At 28.6% G+C, this 26,108-nt stretch carries 24 protein-coding genes; 14 read left to right on the top strand and 10 right to left on the bottom strand.

What is annotated here, in order from left to right; all coding sequences use genetic code 11:
- Nucleotides 1-155: 155 nt before the first annotated feature.
- Both hisB and hisH read left to right on the top strand, forming a co-directional pair.
- Nucleotides 156-749 carry an imidazoleglycerol-phosphate dehydratase HisB gene (hisB, locus tag R4K56_RS07785; protein WP_335786898.1) on the top strand — a complete coding sequence of 198 codons (594 nt, stop codon included), beginning with the start codon at nt 156-158 and terminating at the stop codon, nt 747-749.
- Between the two features lie 319 nt (nt 750-1,068).
- The gene (gene hisH, locus R4K56_RS07780) at nt 1,069-1,698 is read left to right on the top strand and encodes an imidazole glycerol phosphate synthase subunit HisH (RefSeq protein WP_297297727.1); all 630 of its coding nucleotides are present in this window, start codon (nt 1,069-1,071) and stop codon (nt 1,696-1,698) included.
- A 378-nt stretch (nt 1,699-2,076) separates the two neighbouring features.
- On the opposite strand, the gene R4K56_RS07775 is transcribed toward hisH, so the two are convergent.
- From R4K56_RS07775 to R4K56_RS07760, 4 genes are all read right to left on the bottom strand, one after another.
- A complete protein-coding gene (locus tag R4K56_RS07775) occupies nt 2,077-3,633 on the bottom strand; it encodes an FAD-dependent oxidoreductase (protein WP_335772310.1) in 1,557 nt (518 codons plus the stop codon).
- 75 nt (nt 3,634-3,708) lie between these two features.
- Nucleotides 3,709-5,091: a 2Fe-2S iron-sulfur cluster-binding protein gene (locus R4K56_RS07770; protein WP_335772309.1), complete on the bottom strand. Its 1,383-nt coding sequence runs from the start codon at nt 5,089-5,091 to the stop codon at nt 3,709-3,711.
- A 15-nt stretch (nt 5,092-5,106) separates the two neighbouring features.
- Nucleotides 5,107-6,270, bottom strand: a complete 1,164-nt coding sequence (locus R4K56_RS07765) for an NADH-ubiquinone oxidoreductase-F iron-sulfur binding region domain-containing protein (RefSeq protein WP_335772308.1) — start codon at nt 6,268-6,270, stop codon at nt 5,107-5,109.
- Entirely contained in the window at nt 6,267-6,536 is a 270-nt protein-coding gene (locus tag R4K56_RS07760) for an NAD(P)H-dependent oxidoreductase subunit E (protein ID WP_335756354.1), read from the bottom strand. Before R4K56_RS07760 ends, R4K56_RS07765 begins: the two co-directional genes overlap by 4 nt.
- Before the next feature lie 303 nt (nt 6,537-6,839).
- On the opposite strand from R4K56_RS07760, the gene R4K56_RS07755 reads away from it, so the two are divergent.
- Complete coding sequence (locus tag R4K56_RS07755; RefSeq protein WP_335772307.1) at nt 6,840-7,433, top strand: sugar O-acetyltransferase; 594 nt, start codon at nt 6,840-6,842, stop codon at nt 7,431-7,433.
- A gap of 95 nt (nt 7,434-7,528) precedes the next feature.
- On the opposite strand, the gene R4K56_RS07750 is transcribed toward R4K56_RS07755, so the two are convergent.
- Nucleotides 7,529-9,004 carry a leucyl aminopeptidase family protein gene (locus R4K56_RS07750; RefSeq protein WP_335772306.1) on the bottom strand — a complete coding sequence of 492 codons (1,476 nt, stop codon included), beginning with the start codon at nt 9,002-9,004 and terminating at the stop codon, nt 7,529-7,531.
- A gap of 176 nt (nt 9,005-9,180) precedes the next feature.
- Between R4K56_RS07750 and R4K56_RS07745 the strand changes: the two genes are divergently transcribed.
- The 10 genes from R4K56_RS07745 to R4K56_RS07700 all read left to right on the top strand — a co-directional run bounded on the left by R4K56_RS07745 (nt 9,181) and on the right by R4K56_RS07700 (nt 20,805).
- The gene (locus R4K56_RS07745; RefSeq protein WP_335772305.1) at nt 9,181-9,669 is read left to right on the top strand and encodes a hypothetical protein; all 489 of its coding nucleotides are present in this window, start codon (nt 9,181-9,183) and stop codon (nt 9,667-9,669) included.
- 262 nt (nt 9,670-9,931) lie between these two features.
- Nucleotides 9,932-10,426 (top strand): hypothetical protein, encoded by a 495-nt coding sequence (locus tag R4K56_RS07740; RefSeq protein WP_297297743.1) that lies wholly within the window; start codon nt 9,932-9,934, stop codon nt 10,424-10,426.
- A 293-nt stretch (nt 10,427-10,719) separates the two neighbouring features.
- On the top strand, nt 10,720-11,496 hold the full coding sequence (locus R4K56_RS07735) for an SDR family NAD(P)-dependent oxidoreductase (RefSeq protein WP_335772304.1): 777 nt from the start codon (nt 10,720-10,722) through the stop codon (nt 11,494-11,496).
- Between the two features lie 30 nt (nt 11,497-11,526).
- Nucleotides 11,527-13,515, top strand: a complete 1,989-nt coding sequence (locus tag R4K56_RS07730) for a hypothetical protein (protein WP_335772303.1) — start codon at nt 11,527-11,529, stop codon at nt 13,513-13,515.
- Between the two features lie 2 nt (nt 13,516-13,517).
- Nucleotides 13,518-14,450 (top strand): lysophospholipid acyltransferase family protein, encoded by a 933-nt coding sequence (locus R4K56_RS07725; protein WP_335772302.1) that lies wholly within the window; start codon nt 13,518-13,520, stop codon nt 14,448-14,450.
- Nucleotides 14,451-14,667: 217 nt separating this feature from the next.
- Entirely contained in the window at nt 14,668-16,179 is a 1,512-nt protein-coding gene (locus tag R4K56_RS07720) for a DegQ family serine endoprotease (protein ID WP_335768944.1), read from the top strand.
- Nucleotides 16,180-16,449: 270 nt separating this feature from the next.
- A complete protein-coding gene (gene alaS, locus R4K56_RS07715) occupies nt 16,450-19,023 on the top strand; it encodes an alanine--tRNA ligase (protein WP_335772301.1) in 2,574 nt (857 codons plus the stop codon).
- A gap of 7 nt (nt 19,024-19,030) precedes the next feature.
- Nucleotides 19,031-19,711 (top strand): HEAT repeat domain-containing protein, encoded by a 681-nt coding sequence (locus tag R4K56_RS07710; RefSeq protein WP_335772300.1) that lies wholly within the window; start codon nt 19,031-19,033, stop codon nt 19,709-19,711.
- 59 nt (nt 19,712-19,770) lie between these two features.
- On the top strand, nt 19,771-20,514 hold the full coding sequence (locus R4K56_RS07705) for a hypothetical protein (RefSeq protein ID WP_335756371.1): 744 nt from the start codon (nt 19,771-19,773) through the stop codon (nt 20,512-20,514).
- Nucleotides 20,515-20,805 (top strand): hypothetical protein, encoded by a 291-nt coding sequence (locus R4K56_RS07700; protein WP_297297758.1) that lies wholly within the window; start codon nt 20,515-20,517, stop codon nt 20,803-20,805.
- Nucleotides 20,806-20,873: 68 nt separating this feature from the next.
- Here the strand turns inward: R4K56_RS07700 and R4K56_RS07695 are convergent, their stop codons facing one another.
- The 5 genes from R4K56_RS07695 to R4K56_RS07675 all read right to left on the bottom strand — a co-directional run bounded on the left by R4K56_RS07695 (nt 20,874) and on the right by R4K56_RS07675 (nt 24,682).
- Nucleotides 20,874-21,293 carry a C-GCAxxG-C-C family (seleno)protein gene (locus R4K56_RS07695; RefSeq protein ID WP_297297760.1) on the bottom strand — a complete coding sequence of 140 codons (420 nt, stop codon included), beginning with the start codon at nt 21,291-21,293 and terminating at the stop codon, nt 20,874-20,876.
- Between the two features lie 21 nt (nt 21,294-21,314).
- Entirely contained in the window at nt 21,315-22,289 is a 975-nt protein-coding gene (locus R4K56_RS07690; RefSeq protein ID WP_335756363.1) for a beta-ketoacyl-ACP synthase III, read from the bottom strand.
- 86 nt (nt 22,290-22,375) lie between these two features.
- The gene (locus tag R4K56_RS07685; RefSeq protein WP_335756364.1) at nt 22,376-23,002 is read right to left on the bottom strand and encodes a queuosine precursor transporter; all 627 of its coding nucleotides are present in this window, start codon (nt 23,000-23,002) and stop codon (nt 22,376-22,378) included.
- A gap of 272 nt (nt 23,003-23,274) precedes the next feature.
- Entirely contained in the window at nt 23,275-23,607 is a 333-nt protein-coding gene (locus R4K56_RS07680; protein WP_297297766.1) for a cell division protein ZapA, read from the bottom strand.
- A 19-nt stretch (nt 23,608-23,626) separates the two neighbouring features.
- The gene (locus R4K56_RS07675; protein WP_335756365.1) at nt 23,627-24,682 is read right to left on the bottom strand and encodes a coiled-coil domain-containing protein; all 1,056 of its coding nucleotides are present in this window, start codon (nt 24,680-24,682) and stop codon (nt 23,627-23,629) included.
- Between the two features lie 115 nt (nt 24,683-24,797).
- Between R4K56_RS07675 and R4K56_RS07670 the strand changes: the two genes are divergently transcribed.
- On the top strand, nt 24,798-25,955 hold the full coding sequence (locus tag R4K56_RS07670) for a hypothetical protein (protein WP_335756366.1): 1,158 nt from the start codon (nt 24,798-24,800) through the stop codon (nt 25,953-25,955).
- Nucleotides 25,956-26,108 lie beyond the last annotated feature (153 nt).

Genomic DNA, 26,108 nt, shown 5'->3' with positions numbered 1-26,108 from the left:
TAAAATATTCAAACCTTAAACACAAGTTGTATATGTAGCATAATATAATACTATTAACAATAAGATAAAAGTTGTAAAAAAACTATAAAACAGTTAAAATAAATTTTGACAAAATATAATTTTTCTAGTATTTATGAAATTAACTAGGAGTTTTTATGAGAATACATGAAATAGAAAGAAATACAGCAGAAACAAAAATAAAAATCAAGTTAAACATTGATGGAAGCGGTAAATACAGTAATAATACAGGCGTAGGATTTTTGAATCACATGCTAGATTTATTTGCCCGTCATGGAAGATTTGATTTAGATGTTATATGCAACGGCGATACAGATGTAGATTATCACCATTCGGTTGAAGATATAGGAATAGTACTTGGAAAATGTTTTAAGGAAGCCTTAGGCGATTTGAAAGGGATTAAAAGATATGGAAACTTTTATATGCCTATGTGCGAAACTTTAACATTGGTTGCTGTTGATATATGCGGAAGAAGTCATTTAGTTTTTGACAGTGATTTGCTTCATGAAAAAGTAGGTGATTTTGATACTGAGCTTGTAAAAGAGTTTTTTGTTGCTTTTACTAATTCAATGAATATAACTTTGCATATAAAAACTTTTTACGGAGAGAATACTCATCATATAATAGAATCTATTTTTAAAGGCGTTGCCAGAGCTTTATCACAAGCATGCGAAATAGATGAAAAATATAAAAATGAGGTATTATCAACAAAAGGTATGTTAGAAAAATAATATTTAAATTATGAGCGTCTGGTAAGTTTACTTGGCAGACTCTACCGGCGAATAATTTTTTATTTTTAAAAATTTATATATAAAAAATTATGAGCGTCTGACAAGTTTACTTGGCAGACTCTACCGGCGAATAATTTTTTATTTTTAAAAAATTTATATATAAAAAATTATGAGCGTCTGACAAGTTTACTTGGCAGACTCTATTAGCGAATAATTTTTTATTTTTAAAAATTTATATATAAAAAATTATGAGCGTCTGACAAGTTTACTTGGCAGACTCTATTAGCGAATAATTTTTTATTTAAAAAAGGAACGAATTATGATAGCTATAATCGATTATGGAGTTGGAAATTTATTTTCACTTATGTCATCACTTGATTATGTGGGTATAGAAAATAAATTGACAGATGATGAAAATATAATAAAAAATGCTGATGCAATTATACTTCCTGGAGTTGGTGCTTTCAGAGATGCCATTGATAAATTAGAAAAAAGAAATGAAGGCATATTGAAACATACTATAATTGAAGAAGCTAAAAAAGGTAAATTAATTTTAGGTATATGTTTAGGTATGCAGATGTTTTTTGATAAAAGCTATGAATACGGCGAATATAATGGTCTTGGACTTATAAAGGGAAGTATATGCCCTATAGAAAAAGATTTGAAAAATAAAGAATTAAAAATCCCTCACATGGGTTGGAATAATTTAAATATCAGAAAAGAAGATAAATTATTTAAATATATTAATAATATGGAATATGTATATTTTGTACATTCATATTATGGAAAGTACTGCGATGAAAGTATAATAGCTGACAGTGAATATGATGTTACTATACCAGCAGTTGTAAAATCGAATAATGTATATGGAATACAGTTTCACCCAGAAAAAAGCGGAAATACTGGTCTTAATATACTTAAAGGTTTTAAAGAATTAATATACAGCTAAAGAATATATACTGAAAATTTTTAAGTTTGTCAATGTTTTTGTTGTTCTTTTTCCCGCCGCATACGCTCTGCGGACTTTGTCAAAGAACCAAAAAGTGCAATTATAAAATTAGTACTAAATCATACTAAAATTGTTTTACATGTAATATAAATTATCAATTTAAGTTAAAATATAGCCCTTTTGCTTCTTTGTGGCAACAAAAGAAGTGGGGTGCTGCACGCTGTGTACTTCGTAAGGGCAAAGCCCTGCAGATATTTAAAATTTAAAAAAATTATTTTTGACAAAATATAGTTGTTTAGGTATATTATTATAATAATAATTACTTTATATATTATCAACTTTATTACTGCACAAAAAAGTTGATAATATATTTCATAATTAAAATAATGCTATTCTGGCACGTTTAATTTCTGTTCTGTATCTCTTTATTTCCCATTGTGTCTTTTCTTTATTCCAATTTAAAATATCAGCCATTGTTTCTGCTATATGTTCAGCAATTAAAGTACCGCAATCATTTTCTGTTAAAATAAATCTTAATCTTCTCATCATAATATCATCTAAATGACAAGCATGTTCCACTTCAATAAAGTATCTTATCAATCCCCTATTTATTCTATAATCAAGACCAACTTCAACTAAAAGAGAAGAATCATTCTGGCACATTTCATTTAATTTCATAATCATTTTTACAGATCCGAAATAGTCTATTAAAAACTTAACCATTTCTTTATTAAGCACTAATTGAACATTCTTCTCTATTTTATTATTTATAACCTTCTCATTACTGAACCATTTATAAGGCTTACCATACATTTTTACTAAAGTTTTTATAGCAACAGCTGAAGAAGTTGTAAAATCTCCGCCTTCTACTGTAAATAATCTATATTGAGGATGAGAATGTATTTTCACATTTAAAGGATTTAAAGGCATCATTCCTGCCTGAGTTGTAACAATATGATTCTTATTTACAATAGAACTAAAGTAAGTATTGTATATATCAAGCAAATATTCTGCCTCATCGCTTGTAGCATATACACAGTCAAAATCTGTATGATGCTTTTTTATTGTAGGGCCTATAATAGTAGAATTTTTCCAACGTGTTAAAAATACATTAGGTCTATTCTTTATTTTAGGAAGTACAACTGATTTATTTATATGTATCAAATCACTGTCTATAACTAAATGTGTTCCTTTTACATAAGATACACCATCTTCAAAACTTCCATTAGGAACTAAAGAACTTATACTCTGTCCCCAAGCTCCTGCAGCAATCAATATAGTTTTACCTGAAGCCACATAAACACGCCTATCAACATTATCAGTAAATACTACTGAATTTATTTCTTTTTGATTATATTCAAAGCCTTTTACTTCAGCATAATTCAATATATCAGCACCATATTCCTCTGCTTTTAAAAGAAGTTCTATAACATATCTTGAATCATCTACATAACCTTCATAATATTCTATTGCTGCTATTACATCATTATTAACTAAATCCGGCAAAATATCTAAGGCTGAATTTCGGCTATGAGATACATGCTTCTTAGTCTTTCCAAATATAGAAAATAAATCATATAAAAATGCCCTCATCTCCTCTCTGAAAAGACCTCTGCGACTATGTTCATATATAGGCTTCATGATACCAAAAGGAGAAGAAGAATTTTTATACATCAAATTGTTTCTTTCTTTTACCTGATTAATAACAGATATAAGATTCTTACTGTTCATATCATTGAATCTTCCAGTAAGCATTTTTGAAGTACGTGATGAAGCTCCGTAGGAGAAGTCATGTTTTTCTAATAGAAGTGTAGAAAATCCCACTCTTGAAGTCTTTAATGCTATAGTAGCACCTATAACACCGCCGCCTATAATTATGATATCATAATTTTTTTTACTTTTACTATGGAGTATCTCAGCTCTAGTTTTTGCCATAAATACCTCTCCTCTTATTTTATAAGAACATAATAAAACCAATATCTATATATTATATAGTATAGAACAAAATTATTATAAATACAAATATTTTAATAATTCAACTAAACTTAATCTGTTTTTATTTTTCTCAGTAAAGGATAACATCTCCTTAGTTTTTCCATGATTATCTATATAATGTCCCTCAAATTCTCCAAGATACTGAATAGGAAAAGATAAATAGGAATTATAAGCTAATACAGAAAAAGTCGGAGTAAATAATATATAATTTCCTTTATTTCTTTTAGCAAAATCTATAATTTCATCATTATCATCTAAAGCATCACCAAGTATAATATACTTACTGAATTTATTGCTGTTAATATCATTTTCAAATCTTGAAATTCTCAAATCCTTAACAGAATAATCATTAATATTTGTATAATTATCTCTTATATTATTAGAATTAGTTGCCATTCTATTTTTTTTGAAAGTTAAATGAGATATTCCCAAAGAATAAATAAAATCATCAAATGCCTTAATATCTTCTATAGGATACATACTTGAACTTATAGCCAAAGTACTGTCAATATCAATTTCACCTATAAATTTATGATAAAGTTCTTTAGCCTTCCTAAAATCAAATTGCATGCCATTATAAAAAGGAGTTTCTAATAAATTATTGGAATAGTAAGACATTTTTCTTCCATAATCGCATAATCCGTATTTTTTGCCTTTAGGAGAAGAAATATCCTTTATACTAATATCTATATAACTATAATCTACTTCGCATAAATGATTACAGCCTATACAAAAACTTCTGATTTTCTTTACAGTGCTTATATCCTCATATAATTTATTGTCTATGTCCCTTTCTACCTCAAATACATGAGTAGGACATAAATCTGTTATCATAGAATTATATCCGTCTACAACTTTATAATCTCTGCATATTCCGCAATTAATACATCTTTCATAATTAGTTTTTATATAATTAGGAAGATTCATTTCTTCAACAATTTTTTTTACTTCTTTTAAATTAATATCATCTTCATTTGAAGCATTATCAGAGGCTAATATTGAAATTTTATAAAAATCCAAATATTTTTTTAATTGACAAACATAATCAACTTTACAGCTTTCGCATATAGGCTTATGCATGTATAGTATAGACTGAAGCAATGATATTCTATATTTTATAATATCTTCATCTTCAGTTAAAACACTCATAGAATTTTCTACTATTTCATTGCATGCAAATTTATAAGAATAATTAATTTCATTCCTGCGTTTTACTTTAACCACACATAATCTGCAGCATGCTATTGTATTTTTAGGTTCAAAAGTATTCGTAGATGGGTTTATTTTGTAAGAGCATAAATGAGGTATATCAACATTAATGTATGATAGTGCTTGAAGTATAGTATATCCCTTTTGAGCAGATACCATTTTTCCATCAACATTAAATTTTACTATCATTAAAATAAAACCTCATTAATCTTTTATAAAACTATACAATGTAACCTTATTCTCTATCAAATATAAAAACTCATCTCTGAACATTTCTATTGTAGATGATATGCAATTAGCCAGATTCCTAATATATGAGCAGGAAGCCCCTAACTTTATCATATCAACAGCTTCTTTCAAACTTGCATAATCACTGTAAATAGAATTGGCCAAAAGCATTTTATTGATATAATATTCGCATAAATCAAAACCATAATGACAAGGCATACATCTGCCGCAGGATATACTCCTTCCAAACTGAACTATTTTTAATACTACCCTAACCATACATCTGTCTTCACGTATGAAACATATTCCCCCATTGCCAATTTTCATTTTAAGACTGTCAAAACATTCATAATCTAAAGTCATTTTCTGAAATGTTTCAAAATCTATAGGAGGATTCAAAAAACCATTAGTAAATACACATTTTGCAGTATACTCTTTATTAAGTCCTCCAGCTGATTTGCTAAGATTTTTTAAAGGGGTATCTATTTCAAACTCATATAAATTCGGATTAATTATATCTCCAGTAACGGAAAATATATATGTTCCTTTATTCTTACCGGTACCATAATTTTTGAAGCTATATTCCCCAATATGTGCTAAATATGTAAGCTGAGTTATAGTATCTAAATCGAATATATATTTTTTACTTTCTAAATATGAAGGAGTAATTCTTTGACTGCATTCTTGATAATATGTGTCCTCAGTATATATGTTCACTTTTACATCATATATAAATCTTGCATCTTCAGCTTCTGCTACAGCCTTTATAATAATATCTTTTTCTTCCAAATAATAATTTTTTAATACAATATCTATTCTTTTTACATTAAGAATTTTTGCAAGAAATGAGGAACCGTCTAATATAAGATGCGGATTATTTTTTATAAGAAATTTATCTTTAAAAACAAGATAATCAAAAGATGCTGCATTAACGATTAAAAAATCTTCTTTTATATTTTTATCAGTCAGAATACTATACAATGATCTTTGAAAAGCATCGCGTGAAAGTACAGAAAAACTCTGCAAATCTCTTATAAAGGTTTGCTCTAATGATTGTACTACTAAATAATCACCAAAATGATCTTTATAGGTTCCAATATTAGTTATATTACTTTCACTATGCAGTAAAAATTTCTTCATCTTTTTCTTACATGTATAGCTTCTATATACTTGATAATACTTTTAAAAGACGATTTTGTACATTCCATACCATTAATAAGGACAGGTACAGCATTACGGCAATTATGCATACACTCCATCTCTTTGAGGAGCATACCATCTGCTGATGGTACGCCTATTTGCAAGTCATAATGCGAACGAATAGATTCCAAAAGAGCATAAGCTCCTTTTGTAGAACAATGAAGTCCCACGCATACCTCTATGACAGTTCTCACATCGGTTGACATACTATTATTTCCCATTAATAAACTTTAACATTCAAGAGATGAAAAAAACATTAATATGTATAATGTTAGTTTATATTACTTTTTCTTATGCCTATTTTTGCGTAAACGTTTTTTGCGTTTATGCGTAGCCATCTTTTGACGAAGTCTTTTTCTTCCTGAAGGCATATACACTCCCATTTTTATCTAATTTGAATACTTATTATACCATGTTATGTAAATAATTTCAAGTTAAACCCAGAAAAACTATACTTTATTTTTTTTGTATTTTATTATAATATTTATATTTGATAAAAGGAGTCAATTATGAATGAATTAGAAAAAATGATTAATGGTCTTGAATATTGCAGCGGAGATAAAGATTTAGAAATGATGAGGGATAAAGCTAAAGACTTGTGCTTGGAATATAATTTATTAAAATCAAATCAGACAAAAGAAAAAGAAGATATAATAAAAAAACTATTCGGAAAAATAGGAAAAGATTTTGGAATTACTGCTCCGTTTTATTGTGATTATGGATTCAATATAGAAGCTGGAGATAATTTTTATGTTAATTATAATTGCATAATATTAGACTGTGCCAAAGTTAAATTCGGAGATAATGTATTTATAGCACCAAACTGCGGATTCTATACTGCAGGACACCCAATAGATATAGAAAGAAGAAACCAATATATAGAATATGCTTATCCTATAACAGTTGGAAATAATGTATGGTTTGGAGCAAATACTATAGTTGTGCCGGGAGTAACAATAGGAAATGGTGTTGTTATAGGTGCTGGAAGCGTTATTGTAAAAGATATACCTGACAATGTTGTTGCTTTTGGAAATCCTTGCAAAGTAATTAGAGAAATAACCGATGAAGATAAAAAGAAATGCTTAAATTGGAATAAAAAATAAATTTTAGTATATTATTTTTAATAAAAAATAATCATAGCATATATCAAATATATACTATGATTATTCTCACATATATTTAAATTAAAAACCCATTATTAAACTTTTTGAACATCGACAAGTTTTTCTACAGTTTTAGCAAGTAAATATACACCTACTCCAGTAGCACCTTTAGATAAATACTTATTATCAGATTCACTAATAGAAGTACATGCTATATCCAAATGTGCCCATTTAGCTCCTTCTGTAAAACATGATAGGAATTGAGCAGCTGTTATAGTACCTGCAAGTCTTCCGCCAGTATTTTTTATATCAGCTATATCGGATTTTATTTGTTCTTTATACTCATCAAACATAGGAAGTTCCCATACTCTTTCATAAGTATCATTTCCGGCATCTACTAAAGCTTTTGTTAATACTTCATCATTTGACATTAATCCAGTAGCATTTCTTCCTAAAGCTATAGAACAAGCACCAGTTAAAGTAGCAATATCTATAGCAAAATCCGGATTGAATTTTTTTATACCATAAGCCAAAGCATCAGCAAGTATCAATCTTCCTTCAGCATCTGTATTAACTACCTCTACTGTAACACCATTGCACATTTTTAATACATCGCCAGGGTTAATAGCAGCACTTCCAGTTTTATTATCAGTTAAAGGACATAATACTGTAACATTAGCATCTAAATTCATATCAGATATTAAAAATAATGCTCCGCAAACTGCAGCAGCTCCTGCCATATCATCTTTCATACCTAACATACTATCAGCAGGCTTCAAAGACATTCCGCCTGTATCAAATGTTATACCTTTACCTACTAATAATATATGTTTTTTAGCTCTTGCTTTTTTATATTGTGCTATGAATAATCTAGGAGGATTCTTACTTCCAGCATTAACTCCTAATAAACCATTCATATTTGCAGCTTTTAATTCTTTTTCTGTTAATACAGTAGTTGTTATTTTTCTGCTTTCAGCCTGTTTTTTAGCTCTATCAACAAATGTTAATGAGTTAATAACATTGCTTGGTTCATTAACCATATCTCTAGCCCAAAATATACAATTTGCTATTTGATTTGCTTTAGCTATAGCATTTTCAGTGTCTTTTTTATCACCTGAAACTAAAAGAATATTCTTTATAACTGTTTTTTCTTTTAATCTTTTATCGCCTAAATAATTATCAAAGCTATAAGAAGAAAGTATCATACCCAAACAGAATTGAATATAAGATTCTTCAGAAGCTATTTCAGCAAATAATTCAGCCATATCAACTTCTATATCATCAATATGTAAATCTTTCATTATTTTTATTAATGAAGCTCCGGCATTTTTCCAAGTTTCATACATATAATTTTTCATTTCTCTATATGTAATAAAAATAACTCTAGTATTGCTTGCAAATCCAAAAGCAAAAGGCGTAGAAGGTGTATAATATTTATCTTTCACTAAACTATTGAATAATTTTATATACTCTTCATTAAATGTACATACTTTAGGTTCTTCTTTTTCAACTTTTACAAAAATTGCTACTGTATGTTTTTTTATAAAATTGACTGTATGTTTAAGTTTCATTTTATATCCTTAAATTTATAAGTTAATATTAACTAACAATTATATATAATGTTTATTTTATGTCAATTAAAATAGAAAAAAAACTAAAAATAGCTATTGCAATATACTATAAAAAATATACAATCACATAATAGTACATATACAAATTTATTTTATACAATAGAGGAATAATATTTATGAAAAAATTGTATATTATTTTAATAGTAATTACCATTATAATATTATCATGCTCAAAAGGTGTAAGCAGAAATAACCCGGAAGGTTGGGTAAACGATAACACATTTAGAGTACTAGGTTTAGGCTCCCCTTCTGATGATACAAGAGATAAATTCAGAAGAGAAGTAGAGGCAAAACAAGCAGCAGAATTGGACGGTAAAAATAAAATAGTAGCAAAAATAGTAGGATCATATATAGAATCATTAAGCTCTACAGAAAAAGGCATGATAGATGAATATACTATACAAGAAAGAGTTGCTGGAAGGGTTAGAGGTCTTTCTGTTATAGAAAGTAAATGGGATTCAAGTCAAAACTGTACTGTTGTAATGGAATTGTATGGTAAAAATTTAAAGCAGAGAATCGATGAATTGGTAGTTCAATATCTTAATGAAGTTGGTTTGCAATACACAGCTCAGGATATTGCCGGAATGGTTAGAACTTATGAATAATTATTGATAAATTATTTGTTAAAAACAATATATTAATGATTGCATAATATCACAAATATATTGTATATTATTACAATAATAATCATTTTTTGTTTAAAACAAATAAAATTAATAATCGATAATTAATAAAAGATATTTTACTTAATATGTATTTTATTTATTATATTTAAAGTATTAATATAATATTATGTGAATATTTTTTACAGCTATTGCAATATATATTTTAAAAATATATAATATCCTAATAGGAGGAATAAAACATATGAAAAAAATTTTTATTATATTGATGATATCAGCAGCATTTGCTGTTTCATGCGGTACTGGCATCAGCAAAAGCAGACCAGAAGGCTGGATTAACGATGATACATTCAGAGTTATGGGTATGGGATTGCCTTCAGAGGATATAGATCCTACAGATAAATTTAGAAGAGAATTAGCTTCTAAACAAGCTGCTGAATTAGACGCTAAAAACAAAATCGTTGCTAAAGTAGTAGGTTCATATATAGAATCTTTAAGTTCTACAGAAAAAGGTATGATAGATGAATATGTTATACAAGAAAGAGTAGCTGGAAGATTAAGAGGTGCTTCTGTAGTAGAAACTAAATGGGATTCTAAACAAAACTGTACTGTAGTTATGGAGTTATATTCTAAAGGCTTAAAAAAACAAGTTGATGCTTTAATAACTAAATACCTTAATGAAGTTGGTATGCAGTATACAGCTCAAGATGTTGCCGGAATGGTTAGAACTTATGAGTAAATAATTTCTTATTTTGTAAAATATGGGGGGCTATTTTCATAATAGCCCCTTTTTTGTTACTAAAAGTATTATTTTCTACCAGCATAATTTCCATTATTGGTAAAAAATCGGACATTTTTTCGAGTTTAATTACATTTTGTTGTTTTATTTTTTTAATAAAATTAATTAAAAATATTTTTTATATACTATTGCAATATAGTATTCAAAATATATAATAAAAATATATTGTTGCATAAATACTAGAAATAGTATATTTTTATTTTTACATAATAAAATAGTATTAGGAGTTACTAATGTATACAGAAAATATTAGCGGAAGATTAGCATTTGTTTCCGGAGCTAGTGCAGGTATTGGAGAAGCTGTTGCTAAAATGCTTGCTTCTAATGGAGTTAATCTTATATTGGCTGCTAGAAGAATAGAAAAACTTGAAAGTTTAAAATCTCAATTAGAAAAAGAATATAATGTAAAAGTAGATGTTATAAAGTTAGATTTTTCTAAAACTGAAGATATAATAAAAGCAATTGATAATATTGAAAACAAGAATATAGATATTTTAATAAACAATGCTGGTTTAGCTTTAGGCAAAGATTTATACTATAATAATAGTATGGAAGATGCTTTACAAATGGTAAGAGTAAATTGTGAAGGTTTAATAGTATTAACAAGACTTTTGCTCCCTTATATCTTGAAAAGCAAGTATGGACATATAGTAAATTTATCTTCTACAGCTGCTGATGAAGCTTATAGCGGAGGTGCTATATATTGTGCTACTAAATCTTTTGTAGAAATGTTCGGAGACAGTCTTAGGGTTGAATTAATAGATAAACCAGTAAAAATAACAAATATTAAGCCTGGTGCTGTTAATACAGAGTTTTCTACAGTAAGATTTAAAGGGAATAAAGAAAAAGCAGATAATGTATATAAGGGATTTATTCCTTTATATGCTGAAGATATAGCCGATAATATAGAATATGCATTAACTAGAAAAAGCCATGTTCAAATATCAAGCATGACTATTATGGCAGAAAATCAAGGCAGTGCTACCATAATACATAGAGATAATAAATAAACAATTCATTTTTTAAGGGAGTTATTTTCTATGGGTGATATAGATAACACTAGAGATAGACTAAAATTAGATGAACTAAACAAAGATGCTAGAAAAGATTTATTCAATAAATTCGTAGATGCTGGCGGTGAGGTTGTAACAGATAAGAAGAAGGTTAATACTGGAGTTGTTGGCGGTTCATCAAGAAGAAATGCAAACACTTTAGTTGGAAACGATTCTAAAGGTTCAAAAGGTGCAAATACTTCAGGCGGAGCTAAACCAGATAGTAATTCTGCTAACAATAGCAATTCTACTGCTGTTGCTGTTAAGCAAAAAAATAGCGGATTATTATCTAATTTAAAACTCTGGTTTGATGCTGTAGGTGCTGGAGTTATTACATTTATGGGAGGAAATGTTAACCCTAAATTCTTGAACTTTATAGATAAAAATATCATATCAGCATTCTTAGAAATGGACACCTTAATATTTAATGCTTTAAATCCTACAGAAGCTACAGATATAGATGCTAAAACTAAACATCAAAAAATCATAGCTCAATTTTCAAAAGACCTTGATGATTTAGAGCTTTTGGAAAGAATTAAAGACCAATATGATGAAAAAATTTATAAAGATTTCTTAAGACCATTCAAAGAATTAAATACTAATGTTATGGCTGAAAGTTATACAAGAGAATTAAAATCTATGTTCAAGCCATTATATGTTCTTCATGCCTATTCTTCAAGAATAAAATTGGCTGGAGAAAAAGCTATGCTTGCCTATGCTATGGTTGATAATATTAGTAAAGGTATAGTAAACTCAAGAATATCAGCATTCAAAAGAGCTGTTGATCTTGTATACTCAAAATATTATCCTAAATTGTTAATATTAGTTCAATATGCTTGTAAAGAGAAATTAGAAACTATAAATGATTTTAACCGTTTCTTGAATATTTCAGATGAGGATATATTAGGATATTATACAAAATTAAGAAAAGAAAAAGAAAAATTACAAGAAACTAAAATAGAACAGGCAAAAGAAAATATAGGCAAGAAAAAAGATGCTGAAGAAGAAAAACTAAGCAAAGTTGAATCTATAGGCGTCAAACTAATAAATAAATGCGTATCATTCAAAAAAGAAGATAATAATATAGCTTATGAAGCAGATCCTTTCTTTGTTGTATCTACAAAAGATAAGATATACAGAATAAAGGTATTAATAGACTTCTTAGACAGAGAATATTCAGCTGTATTTGTATCTAATAAGGTAAGATATAATTTAGTTTATGACAATCAAGTTAGAACAGATTATAAAAATGATTTTAATAATATATTCTTATCATTATCAGATACTCATTCAAGATTAAATGAATACAGCGAGCTTTGCAGAAATATTCTTAAAGTAGAAGAAGATAAAACTATGCGTTTTGAACAAAGAGTTTCTATGTTATCTGATAAAAATGGTCAGCGTTCTTATTTGGCTAAAAACTTGAGAAACACTTTTGTATCAATAATTTCACCATTTAAGAAGAAGTTAGATAAATTATTATTAGATAAAGAAGAAAGAGAAAGAATCATAGAAAACCCTAATGATATATTAACTTTTTCTTCAGAACTAGGTAAAGGCAAAAAAAGAATACAAGGTTATAATGTAATGAAAGCTTTAACAGAAGCATATTACTTTATTTCTGGATTCAATTATTTAATCACACAAGGTGAATTATCTGGAGCTGGAATATTGATAGAAGGCGAAGATGAAGAAGAAACACTCACTACAGAACAAACTTCTTCTCAAGATGCAGTACTACAAGAAACAGCAGAAGAAGTTGCTAATACTGAAGGACAAACTGAGGAACAGTCTTCAATGATGGAAGGAAATGAAGATATATCAGAAGAAGGTTCTAGCAATGCAGAAAATCCTGATGCTGTAACAGTTAATGGCAATGAATTTGATGAATCTATAGAAGATAAAGATTTATTTGAAGAACCAATTGATAATAATAATGATAATGACAATAAAGAAGAAGAAACTAAAGAGGTATAATCTTGGCTTATAAATCCCCAAAAGTTATTATGCTTGAATATATTCCATTACGTATATTGATGGAGTTAATGGCAATTACACCATATATTATTGTTGTATTATTTGCCAAATTGGTTGGTACTTTAATGTACTATTTAGTACCTAGTGCCAGACGTGTAGCATTAATTAATTTGAAACAAGCCTTTCCTGAAAAAAGTTTTCATGAAAGGAAAAGAATAGCAAAGCGTTCTATGAAATCTATGATAATGACTTTTGCCGAGTTTATCAAATCATCAAGAATGTCAAATGAACAGATATTGAAAAGAATCAAAATAGAAGGTCAGGAGATGTTTGATGAAGCTATGCATAAAAAAAACAGAGGTATAGTAGCTGTTACTGGTCACTTAGGAAACTGGGAATATATAGCTTTTTATTTTGCTATAAAAGGATATCACCCTAGTGTTATAGTAAGACCTCTTGATAATCCGAAATTAGATGCTTATATGAAATCTTGGAGAGAAAAAAGAGGTATGAAATGTATATCAAGATGGGGAAATTTAAGAGAAATATTTTATGCCTTAAATGAAAATAGTCCTGTTGCCTTCTTATCAGATCAAAACTATTTAGATGGTATTTTCGTAGATTTCTTCGGATATCCTTGTGCTACAGCTACCGGTCCAGTGGCAATAGCAATGAAAACAGGATCTCCTATAGCAATACTTTATAGCGTTCCGGATAGATATGGACATCATAAAATTGTAGTATCAGAGATAATGTACATAGAAGAAAAAGAAACAAAAGAAGAAACTATAAGACATAATACACAAAGATACACTAAAAAGCTTGAAGAAATTATAGCCAAATACCCTGAAAATTGGCTTTGGGTACATCCAAGATGGAATACCAGACCTAATGGGGAACCTGAAATATTTTATAAAAATAAGAATTATAAATAATTTTTTTACTTTGTTTTTTTTTCGTAGGTTTATAATATGTACTAAAACACTATGATTATCAAAAAAACAATTTTATTTATAATACAAATAATCTTATTTTCTAATATAATGATGTAGAAACATTCATATAATATATTCAATTTTATTTTTTATAAAGTATAAAATCAATAGGTTTTAGTAAAAAAATAAACTATTAATACAATAGGAGGTTATATATATGGAGCAAAAAAAACGTTCATTTATGTTCTTTTTAAACCTTGGACTTACTTTTACCTTAGTTGGTATTATAATTTCCTTTTTCATTTTTTCATATGAAAAAAATTATAAAAGAGATGAGTTTTTAGTTCATGCTCAAGCAGCACCTGAAAAAACTGCTTTTTCTGGTTCATTAGATGGGGCTTTAGAAGTTGAAAGTGCTATAAGAGATGTAGTTGATAGAAATATGCCTGCTGTAGTTAATATATCTACAGAGATAGAAGCTGGTCAAACAGAAGAAGATAGATATGCTGATGAATTCTTTAGATTCTTTTTCGGCGATCAAATGCCTAGACAGAGAAGAAGTCAAAAATCATTAGGAAGCGGTTTCATAATTAATGAAGATGGTTATGTACTTTCTAATTACCATGTAGTTAAAGGTGCTACTAAAATAATGATTACTCTTTATGGAGAAGACGGCGAATTACCAGCTCAATTAGTAGGATATGATGAAGCTTATGATTTAGCTCTATTAAAAATAGAAGCTAATAACAGAACTTTCCCTTATGTTGCTTTAGGCGACAGTGATGCTATAGAGCCGGGAGAATTTGCTATTGCTATAGGTAACCCTTACGGACTTAATAATACAGTAACTTTCGGTATTGTAAGTGCTAAAGGTAGAAGCGATGTTGGTGCTAATAAATATCAAAGATATATACAAACTGATGTTGCTATAAACCCTGGTAACTCAGGAGGCCCTTTATTTAATATACATGGACAAGTAATAGGTATAAATACTTTAATATACTCTACTTCAGGCGGAAGCATAGGTATAGGTTTTGCTACTCCTATCAATCTTGCTACTTCTGTTATGACTGAATTAAAAGAAAACGGAAAAGTAACTAGAGGATATTTAGGAATATACTTACAAGACATTGATGAAAATTTATCAAGAGGTCTTAATGTTAAACAAAACAGCGGTGTTTATGTAAGTGAAGTTATACCAGATTCACCTGCTTCTAAAGGCGGATTACAAGACGGCGATATCATCATAGAATTTGATGGTGAAAAAATGACTAAATCTGGAGACTTATTTAATAAAGTTGCTACTACAAAAGTAGGTAAAGAAGTTACCGTAAAATATTTGAGAAACGGCAGAGAAAAAAGCACAAAAATCACTATAGAAGCTAGAGTTGAAGATGAAAATGTTGTTCCTAGCAGACAATCACAGAACAATTCTCAGGGATCTGCACGTTCTTGGATGGGATTAGATGTTTCTAATATTACACCAGAAATATCTCAAAGACTTCAAATAAGAAGCAATGAAAGAGGTGTTGTTGTGCTTAATATGAGTCAGAACTCTCAAGCATATCAAGCAGGACTTAGACCTGGAGACGTTATTAAAGCTATTAATGGCATCACTATTTCAAATACTGATGACTATAATAACTTTGTAAAATCTTATGGTAACGACAAATCTTTCACTATTACAATAAAACGTGCTAGAATGACTTATGTTATCATTATAGAATAGTGCTTATAATTTAAAATGTTATAGAGGGCTTTTGGTATTTCCAATAGTCCTCTTTTTTTATTTGCTATTTAAATAATTTTAATCACTATATTTTATAAATATATAAAGTTGTATTTGTTTTAATATAAAGAAATTATTAGTCATTATTATGTAAACTATTTTTTAATTTGTACTTGCATTCATAACTAATTTAATATATTATTAATAAACTATATAATTTTGAAATAAATATAAAGTATTCATATATAATGTTCTTAAATAGGAGCTATCATGACACATTTAGAATTGAGAGAAAAATTTAAAGAGTTTTTTAAAAGTAAAAACCATTTTATAGAAAAATCATCTTCACTTATACCTATAGATGACCCTAGCCTATTATTCACAACTGCCGGAATGCTTCAGTTCAAACCATATTATGCTGGAATAAAAAAAGCACCATATACAAGAGCTGCAAGCATACAAAAATGTTTCAGACTTTCAGATTTAGAAAATATAGGTAAAACTGCAAGACACCATACATTCTTTGAAATGTTTGGTAATTTCTGTTTTATGGGAGATTATTTCAAGAAAGAAGCTATTGAATTTGCTTGGGAATTTTCTACTCAGGTAATTAAACTTCCTATAGAAAGAATATATGTTTCTATTTATGAAAAAGATGATGATGCTTTCAAGATTTGGAACGAGCATATAGGAATACCAAAAGAGAAAATAGTAAGACTTGGAAAGAAAGATAATTTCTGGGGACCTGCTGGAGATTCAGGAGCTTGCGGCCCTTGCAGTGAGCTTTATATAGATATGGGAGAAGAAAAAGGCTGCGGTAAACCTGATTGTTTCGTTGGCTGCGATTGTGAAAGATATTTGGAATTCTGGAATTTAGTATTCAATGAATTTTTCCAAGATGTTGAAGGTAATTTATCACCACTAAAAAATGTAGGTATAGATACTGGAATGGGACTTGAAAGATTATGCTACATTATACAAGGTGTTGAAAGCAATTATCAAACTGATGTAATGAAGCCTATTGTTGATGCTATAATAAAAAAATTAAATGTAAAATATGAAGATAAAAATAAAACAAAAATCAATTTAATAGCTGACCATTTAAGAGCATTAGTATTTGTTCTTGCAGAAGGCTGCGTACCATCTAATGAAGGCAGAGGATATGTATTAAGAAGACTTTTAAGAAGAGCTTTAAAAACTGCAAATGATTTAGGACATAAAGGTGCTTTCTTAAATGAGCTTACTGGTGCCGTAATAAATGTTTATAAAGATATATATGATTATTTGCCAAAAGAAGAAGAAAATATAAAAAGAATATTAAAAGATGAAGAAAATAAATTCATAAGCACAATATCTGCAGGTATGAATAAACTTTACAGTGTAATGGAAGAAAACAAAGAAAGTAAAGTTATATCAGGCAAAGATGCATTTATGTTATTCGATACTTACGGACTTCCTCTTGATATCACAGAAGAAGAAGCTGCTGATCATGGATTTACAGTTGATAAAGCTGGTTTTGAAGAAGCTATGGAAGAACAGAAGAAAAGAAGCAGAGGAACTGGAGAAGATAAAAAATCTAAATTCGGTTATGTTGAAAATTATGAAACTAAATATGTAGGCGAAGAAAGAGACAATTTAGTTAATGGAGTAAAAGCAAAAATAGTTGCTGTATATAAAGAAAATACTGTTATAGTAACAGATGTATCTCCTTTCTATGGTGAAATGGGCGGACAAGTTGGAGACAATGGACATTTAGAAACAAGCTCAAAAGAAACTATAAAAGTAATAGATACTCAAAAGAAAGAGAGTACTATTATACATATATTAGAAAACAATAATCATTCATTCAATGCAGGCGAAGAAGTAACATTATTCGTTAATGCTGACAGAAGAAATGCTATAAGAAAAAATCATACAGCTACACATATACTTCAAAGAGTTTTAGAACTTACATTAGGAAGCCATGTTAATCAGTCTGGTAGTTTTGTATGCGAAGATTATTTAAGATTTGACTTCACTCACCCAGATTCAATTCCTGAAGAAACTTTGATTAATGTAGAAAATCAAGTTAATGAAGTGGTGTTCAAATCAATGCCTGCTGTAATAAAATATATGCCTAAAGAAGAAGCTATTGCAGCTGGAGCTAAAGCATTATTCGGAGAGAAATATCCTGATACAGTAAGAATACTTGATATAGGAAATGGTTTTTCTGTGGAACTTTGCGGAGGCAGCCATTTGACAAATACATCTGAAGTTGGTTATTTCCATATAGTAAGCGAAGGTTCCGTTGCTAGCGGTGTAAGACGTATAGAAGCTATTACTGGCTTAAAAGCTGCTAAAGAAGCTACTGTATTATTCAATAAAGTTAAGAATTTAAGCAGTATATTAAATGCCAATAAAATAGATGAACTTACTGTAAAAGCTGAAAATTTACAAAATGAAGTAAAAAAATTGCAAAAAGATATTAAACAATTAAAAACTTCAGGAGCTTCAGCAAATTCATTTATAGATAAGTTTGAAGATTTAAACGGAATTAGATTCTATAATTTAGAGTTTAATGAGGATATAAAAGAAGTAAGACTATACGCTGATACTATAAAAGAAAGAGTAAAAGACAGTATTGCTATAATGATAAGTAAAACTGATACTTCAAACTCTATACTTGTACAGATAACAGGAAATGCTTTGAAAGAAAAGAAATTATCTGCTAATAACATCATAAAAGATATTATAGCAGTAAGTGGCGGACGCGGAGGCGGAAAAGATACTTTTGCTCAAGGATCTATAGAAAATACTGAAAAGGCAAAAGAAGAAATTAATAAATTAAAGAGTAAATGGTTATAATATTGATATGAAAAAAAATATAATAGCTTTTATATTTACTGCAATCTCTATGCTTTTATTATCTTGTTCTGAAAAAGATGTTACTTTACGCAGACTTGAAGATGTGCATAAAGCAGAAAAGAAATTGGAAAAAGATCCAAATAATGAAGAAATAATATTAGAAGTTCTAAATGCAGCACAAAACGGAGGAAGAGAAGTTCGTGCTGAAGCTGTATGGCTTTTAGGAAAGATAGAAGCTGATATAGCCTATAGTGATTTTCTTCGTGCCAGTGTTGAAGACCCTGACTTTAATGTACGCTGTTTAGCTGTTTTAGGGCTTGGAAAATTGGAAGCTAATAACCCGGAAGCTATTGACAGAGTAAAAAGAGCAATATCTGATACAGATTTGCAAGTTCAAATAGAAGGTTTGAAAGTAGCTGGAACTATGAGGGCAAAAGCTCTTTTAAACTCTATACTTGAAAGTTTATCCAGTAAAAATAAATGGGTAAGAATGGCAGCTGTTGAGGCTTTAAAAGACTATGATGATGCCAGAGTTGATAGGTCTTTGAATTTACTTGCTTCTACTGACAAAGACTATGCTGTAAGATCAACTATAAAACAGGTTGTAGAATACAGAGAAAATAAAAAACCTGAAGCTGTTGAAGAAACTAAAGAAGTTAAAGAAACTACAGTAGAAAAAACAGAATAAAAAGATTAGGATATATTATTGTGAGTAAAACGACTATTAAATTATTTATATTTATAATAATGTCTTTATTTATTATGATATCTTGTGCTTCAAGATATTCCTATGTAAGAGTAGATGATATCATAGAGAAAAATAGAACCATTGCTATAGCCTCTTTTACATTTCCTAAAAATATGACTAATCAATATACTGACAAATTAAAATATTTAAATACAGAAATATACACTGATTTTGTATTAAACAGTTTTATTAGTAATTTTAATTCTCAAAATGAAATGGTTAGACTAATAACCTTGCAAGAGGCATTAGGAAATGAAGAATTTGCCAAACTGCCTAATCACTCAATATTAGGTGCTGATTATGTTGCTGCTACCGGAACACTTGCAACTAATAGACTAAGCGAAGAAACTTTATCACTTCTTACTGATAAAGTTGACGGTGTAATGTATGCAAATTCTGCTATGTCTTTTTGGGCTCAAAAGGTTAGTATAAATTTTGAGATTTATGATATTACAGGCGATTATTTGTGGATAGATACTTTAGATGGTGCTTCTTATCATATCATAGGCGATACTGGTGCTCCTACTAGACAAACTGCTTATGAGATAGTTATTGCCGATGTTATGAAGTATCAAAAAAAACATGCTGAAGAATTGTATGTAGTTATTGATCAGGCTATATCAAATGGCGTGGCTGGGTTGAAAGGTAAAGCTCCTTATGCATTCAATACTAATGATATTATATTCACACAAAAAACATTTAGTCTAACCAATGAAGATTATGCAAGAAAGGCGGGTATATAAATGGCACAGAAACAAAAAGTAGAATTAAATTTTAGTGATGTAGATGATTTTCATTTCAAAAAATCTTTAAGAGGTTATATAATGAAAATTGCTGAAGATCATTATGTTATAGGTAATGATGATTTAGCTATAAAGGGAAGCGGTAAAACTCCCAAAGAGGCCGCTGAAATGCTTAAAGAACAATTTATAGTACTTGCAAATGATATAATGTATAAATCTAAATATGCTCCTTTAAGCGAAAGAGAAAGAAAAAAAGTTAATATTATAAAATCTATATGTGATATTTTATAATACCGAATTTAAAAAATAAAAAAGTGAGGATTTTTAAGTCCTCACTTTTTATTATATAAAAACTTTTATTATATTTTTCTATAAGTTTTATATTCTTCCATTAAATCATCAAATATTTTTGCTGCCTCAAATATTAAATAATCGCATCCATTTTCCGGATCTCTATATTTCTCTACTAAACAGCCGCAATTTAATGAACCTGTTCTTTTTTCAAATCTTGATAGATATTCTGCCTCAATTTCTTTCAAAAGCATACCTTCATGACCTCTCTCAGCTATAAAAGCCTTAGAAAGTGCCATTATGCCTCCAGTCAATACACCGCAAGTAATACCCATAGCCATACCGCCGCCGAAGCCTGCTGCTAATTTTAAATCATCTTTATTGATTCCTAAATTATATACCTTATTTGCACCATAAAGCATTTTTTCAGCACAGTTCAAATCCTCTGCCTTTCCAAAACCTGAAGATAAATATTTATATAATGTCATATTTTCTAAACCTTGTAATTATTAAAATTTTATTAAAGTAGAACCCCAAGTTAAACCCGCACCAAATGCTGTTAAAAGTACATAATCGCCTTCTTTTATAACATTAGAATCAAAAGCCTCTGTAAATGCTATTCCTACACTTGCTGCAGAAGTATTGCCGTATTTTTGTATATTGATATAGAACTTATCATCTGATAAACCTAAATTTTTAGCAACGGCATTCATTATTCTTGTGTTTGCCTGATGCGTGATTATAAGAGATAAATCTGTTAATTCTAAACCAGCATCTTTTACAGTCTTTCTGATTGTATTATCAAAAGTTGTTACTGCTTTTTTAAATACTTCAGTTCCTGCCATTTTTATAGTATTGGTTTTGTCTTCAACATTTTCCTCTGTTATAGGAGAAACACTTCCCCCACCCTTTACTATAAGTATTTCCTCATTAGCTTCAGCACCTATATCTGTTGATATGATTCCTTTATCCTCGTCTGATGCTTCTAATAATGCACTGCTTACACCATCGCCGAATAATATAGCTGTAGTTCTGTCTTCCCAATTAAGTATATCAGAACATTTTTCAGCTGCTATAATCAATACTTTTTTGCATTCTCCGCTTTCTATTAATGAAGAAGCTGTATTCAAAGCATATATATATCCTGAACAAGCGGCTGATATATCAAAAGCAAGGCAAGAATTTTTTATATTAAAAGCCTTTTGAACAAGTCCTGCTGTTGAAGGAAAAGTATATGATTTTGTAGAAGTAGCAACTATTACTGCATCACAGTCCTCTACTACTGCACCTTTATTTTTAAGATTTTCTACTGCTTTAATTGCCATATCGCCTGAACTTTCATTATCATTTGCTATTCTTCTTTCTTCTATTCCTGTTCTTGTAACTATCCAATCATTGTTCGTATCTAATGTCTTTTCCAAATCATAATTTGTAACAACATTTTCAGGCAAATATGATGATAAATATTTTATAATAGCTTTCATATTATTTTCTCTCTAATTTCCTATATGTATAATTCTTAAATTAAGTTGCAAAAATATAACAATTAAATAATTATATGTCAAATTTTTTAATTTTTTTCTTTAACTAAATATATCATAGGAACACTTATTATTGTAACTGCATATTTTACTATAAAATTAAATATAAATATTCCAACCAAAGCATCGAATGGCAAAGCACCCCAGAATGCTACAGCAACAAAAACTAAATTATCAACTGGAATACTAAAAGCATTGCTCACTAATACTCTTAACCATTGATGTTTTTTAGTAATTTTTGTAACAAATAAATGATATATTTCTGTATCTACTAATTCTGATAAAGTTGAACCTATTATAGAAGCTAATGCTATTCTAAGTACTGGGCTTAATGTTAATTGAAAAGCTTCATTGAATTCCCAGCTTGCATCTGCTGGTATATGAGAAATTATATAAAAATAAATAGGAGAAAAAATATTTATAATAGCTGATACTATTATAAGTTTTTGAGTATTTTTTTTACCTATAGTTTTATGAGCCATATCTCTAATTGTAAATGCTAAAGGATATAAAAATGTTCCTCCGTCTACTGCTAAACTTAAAACATTAGCTATCTTTACACTTGCTATATTTGATATCATTTGACAAGCGATATAAGAACAAATTACTAATATAGTAACAAATGAAATTTTGTATTCTTCTGCGTTTGTATTCATAATCTTCAATCCATAATTTTTTTAAGTATATAAGATGCTATATAATATATTAAAAAAAGATTTTAGTCCATATTTATTAAATCAATATTTCTGAAATGATGATTCAATTGTATAATAAAAATATTTCTTAATTATAATTTTTTCGTTATATTAAAACATATTTTACAAGAATAATAAAAAAGAATATTTATTGTTGTATATTTAGGTTTTGACAAAAGTAAAAAGAATACTATTATTTTGACAAAAATAATTTATTTTAATATATTTAATAATTATTCTTGAGTCTCTTTAATAGTTTCTTTTCTTTCGTCCATAAGTTTAATTAATTTATTTGATCTTGAAGCTATACTTTCTTTCAAAGCTAATAAAGTATCCTTACCTGCCTTACTGTTAGCGATTTCTCTTTTCAATAAGTCTGCTATATTAAGACAGGCAAGTATAGCTATAGTGTCTCTAGGATAGTTCGGCCCATAATGTTCTGCAATATCATTCATACTTTCATCAACAAAATCTGCAACTTCTTTCAAATACTCAGCATTTTCTTCGCTGGATTTGATGCTGAGAGTTCTGCCGTATATAGTTACCTCTAAAGTATTATTATCCATTTCATTAACCTGCAGTCAATTATTTTGATTCATTATCAAAGAAGAATTCTTCCTCATCATCATCGCCGAACATATATTGATCGTCTTCGTTTATATCAAATTCATAATTATCTTCTTTATTTTCATTACTGTTATTTTCTTTAACTTCTTCTTCTACAGCTGGAGCTTTAGCTTCTTCTGTTTTTATATCTTCGTCCCAGCTTGCATCTGAAGCATTAGAGAATGGGTCTTCGTCTTCAGTAACTTTTACATTTGAAGCTGATTTTATTTCCTTATTTTCAACAACCTCAACAACTTCTTTAGTTTCATGACTTTCATTAGTATTTTGAACTTCATTTACTTCTATTTTATTAGTTTCTTCTGCATTTTTATATTCTTCATATTCTGAATCAAATGCATCATCTTGAGTGCTGAAAGGATCTTCTTCATCTTGTATTTCTGCTTCAACTTTAGTAACTTCTTCTTCAATATGTTTAACTTCTTCTTTTACTTCTTTTATATCCTCTTTTATTGACTCAACTTCCTCAGCTTGTGAAGGTTCTTGATTATTATTAGTTACTGGTGCTGATTGTGCCGCATGATAAGATTTTTTTGAATCAAAATTTCCTTTTCTTACGCTGTCTATTTTTTCTATAAGAATGCTCAATTTTTCTTGTAAGTCTTCATTTTCTTTTTTCAATGCTTCTATAGTTCTATGAGCTTTTTCTAATTCTTTTTTTGTATGATCATTTTCTTCCAAAAGGCTTACAGAATCTTTTTCTATATTTTCAAAATTAGATTTTAAATTATCTCTTTCTATTCTAGTAGCTTCTAATTGCTTTATAAGAGTATCTTTTTCTTCTTTTATAGTATTATAAATATCATTAGCATTTCTTTTATCAGCTTCTAAAATAGTTTTTTCTTCTTTTAGAGCATTATAATTGTCTTTAATTTGATTTAGGGTATTGATTAATTGTTCTTTTTCACCCTTTAATTGCTCTATAGTTTGTAATAATTCCTTATTATCGTAGGATATAACCTGATATTCATCTAAAAAATCTTTGATTTTTTCTTCTAAAATATTAAATTCTTTCAATTTTTTACTCCCCCAAAAGACTATTAAAAATTATATCACATATAAATTCAATTGTCAATTTTTTATTTATATGATAGAATTATAACATATAAATAAAACAATTAAAAACAATTATATGAAAAATATTTTAACACTAATTATATTAAGCTTAATTATAAGCTTGCAGGCTGTATATGCACAATCACCATATACAGAGAAGGAACAAAGACTATTAAAAGGAATAGTTGATGTGTGGCCATATATTGGAATAGAACCTATAAGACCTACTGAAAGTTACATGCCTTTTGACTTCATACATGAAAGTCATAAGAGAGAAGCTCCTTTACAAACTTCTTATTCTTCAAGACTTTTATATGAACTTTCTACAATAGAACTTCATATGAATACATTAATCGGTGTGGATTTAAAAAACGGTCATTTCAGCATGCCTAATATGTATCTATCTCTAGGTAAAAGTTTCCATTTCGATTGGATGTTCTCAGCTACCCCATTCGTTACTATGACTTCCAAATTCGATGTATTCAATAAAGACAATGCAACTGGAAGTATAGGTTTATATGATGCTGGTATAGAAACTGTTACATTAACTAGGATATTATTATCTTTCAGAATGAAGGCTGTTAATGATATAAACGGAAATACATTTATGCTTCTTCCTTCTGTGATAGACAGTGAAGCTTCAAGTTTCGCACCTCATTGGTATTTGCCTAGAGTTGATAATGAGATGGGTTTTAGAGCAGGATTAATTGGTTACTATTATGAATTGACTTACTCTCAAGGTTTTTCTAAAGATTCAAAACCTTTAGGTGTTAATTTCAAAATAAATGGAGATTACTTTAGAGCTCAAATTCTATATCAATATAATAACAAAACTTCTTTATCACCATCTAAATTCCAAAACTATTATGATGATAATGATAGATATGATGATGATAGAACTCATCATTTAGTACAATTATCTGGTATGGGTAAAATTCCTTTCCTTGATAAACAATTATGGCTTAATTTATTGGGCGAATACACTTGGAGAGATAATGATGCTCATTATTTAAGGTTTGAATTAGGTCTTGAATGGAAAATGTTAAATATTGCTATAAGACCATTATTCTATATACCTGTTGATTATGATGATGACAATAAAAATAATTTTGATATGAGTAAAGATTTATTCTGTTTAGAGTATAGTGCTTATATCAAATTTGATCCTTTCTACTTTGGTTTCCAAGGTTCAACAGATGGAAGATATTATATTGCTATGAAAGCAGTATTTTAATTAAAAATATTAGTAATCACAACGCACGGTGAACAAAATTTTATTATTAAATCAATTATCAATACAAATTCATTAAATGATAAAATGCATTAACCGTGCGTTAATTTAAATTTTAAACCTAATAAAAACTTGGGCGGGCGTTATAATTTCTAA

This window comes from Brachyspira pulli (assembly GCF_036997785.1).
Taxonomy (GTDB): Bacteria; Spirochaetota; Brachyspiria; order Brachyspirales; family Brachyspiraceae; genus Brachyspira; species Brachyspira pulli.
The sequence above is the reverse complement of the archived record's forward strand: the minus strand, read 5'-3'. Positions and strand labels throughout refer to the sequence as shown.

Excerpts from the sequence above, each read along its gene's own strand:
- hisB (WP_335786898.1), top strand. The coding sequence starts at position 156 with ATGAGAATACATGAAATAGAAAGAAATACAGCAGAAACAAAAATAAAA.
- hisH (WP_297297727.1), top strand. The coding sequence starts at position 1,069 with ATGATAGCTATAATCGATTATGGAGTTGGAAATTTATTTTCACTTATG.
- R4K56_RS07775 (WP_335772310.1), bottom strand. The coding sequence starts at position 3,633 with ATGGCAAAAACTAGAGCTGAGATACTCCATAGTAAAAGTAAAAAAAAT.
- R4K56_RS07770 (WP_335772309.1), bottom strand. The coding sequence starts at position 5,091 with ATGATAGTAAAATTTAATGTTGATGGAAAAATGGTATCTGCTCAAAAG.
- R4K56_RS07765 (WP_335772308.1), bottom strand. The coding sequence starts at position 6,270 with ATGAAGAAATTTTTACTGCATAGTGAAAGTAATATAACTAATATTGGA.
- R4K56_RS07760 (WP_335756354.1), bottom strand. The coding sequence starts at position 6,536 with ATGTCAACCGATGTGAGAACTGTCATAGAGGTATGCGTGGGACTTCAT.
- R4K56_RS07755 (WP_335772307.1), top strand. The coding sequence starts at position 6,840 with ATGAATGAATTAGAAAAAATGATTAATGGTCTTGAATATTGCAGCGGA.
- R4K56_RS07750 (WP_335772306.1), bottom strand. The coding sequence starts at position 9,004 with ATGAAACTTAAACATACAGTCAATTTTATAAAAAAACATACAGTAGCA.
- R4K56_RS07745 (WP_335772305.1), top strand. The coding sequence starts at position 9,181 with ATGAAAAAATTGTATATTATTTTAATAGTAATTACCATTATAATATTA.
- R4K56_RS07740 (WP_297297743.1), top strand. The coding sequence starts at position 9,932 with ATGAAAAAAATTTTTATTATATTGATGATATCAGCAGCATTTGCTGTT.
- R4K56_RS07735 (WP_335772304.1), top strand. The coding sequence starts at position 10,720 with ATGTATACAGAAAATATTAGCGGAAGATTAGCATTTGTTTCCGGAGCT.
- R4K56_RS07730 (WP_335772303.1), top strand. The coding sequence starts at position 11,527 with ATGGGTGATATAGATAACACTAGAGATAGACTAAAATTAGATGAACTA.
- R4K56_RS07720 (WP_335768944.1), top strand. The coding sequence starts at position 14,668 with ATGGAGCAAAAAAAACGTTCATTTATGTTCTTTTTAAACCTTGGACTT.
- alaS (WP_335772301.1), top strand. The coding sequence starts at position 16,450 with ATGACACATTTAGAATTGAGAGAAAAATTTAAAGAGTTTTTTAAAAGT.
- R4K56_RS07710 (WP_335772300.1), top strand. The coding sequence starts at position 19,031 with ATGAAAAAAAATATAATAGCTTTTATATTTACTGCAATCTCTATGCTT.
- R4K56_RS07705 (WP_335756371.1), top strand. The coding sequence starts at position 19,771 with ATGTCTTTATTTATTATGATATCTTGTGCTTCAAGATATTCCTATGTA.
- R4K56_RS07700 (WP_297297758.1), top strand. The coding sequence starts at position 20,515 with ATGGCACAGAAACAAAAAGTAGAATTAAATTTTAGTGATGTAGATGAT.
- R4K56_RS07695 (WP_297297760.1), bottom strand. The coding sequence starts at position 21,293 with ATGACATTATATAAATATTTATCTTCAGGTTTTGGAAAGGCAGAGGAT.
- R4K56_RS07690 (WP_335756363.1), bottom strand. The coding sequence starts at position 22,289 with ATGAAAGCTATTATAAAATATTTATCATCATATTTGCCTGAAAATGTT.
- R4K56_RS07685 (WP_335756364.1), bottom strand. The coding sequence starts at position 23,002 with ATGAATACAAACGCAGAAGAATACAAAATTTCATTTGTTACTATATTA.
- R4K56_RS07680 (WP_297297766.1), bottom strand. The coding sequence starts at position 23,607 with ATGGATAATAATACTTTAGAGGTAACTATATACGGCAGAACTCTCAGC.
- R4K56_RS07670 (WP_335756366.1), top strand. The coding sequence starts at position 24,798 with ATGAAAAATATTTTAACACTAATTATATTAAGCTTAATTATAAGCTTG.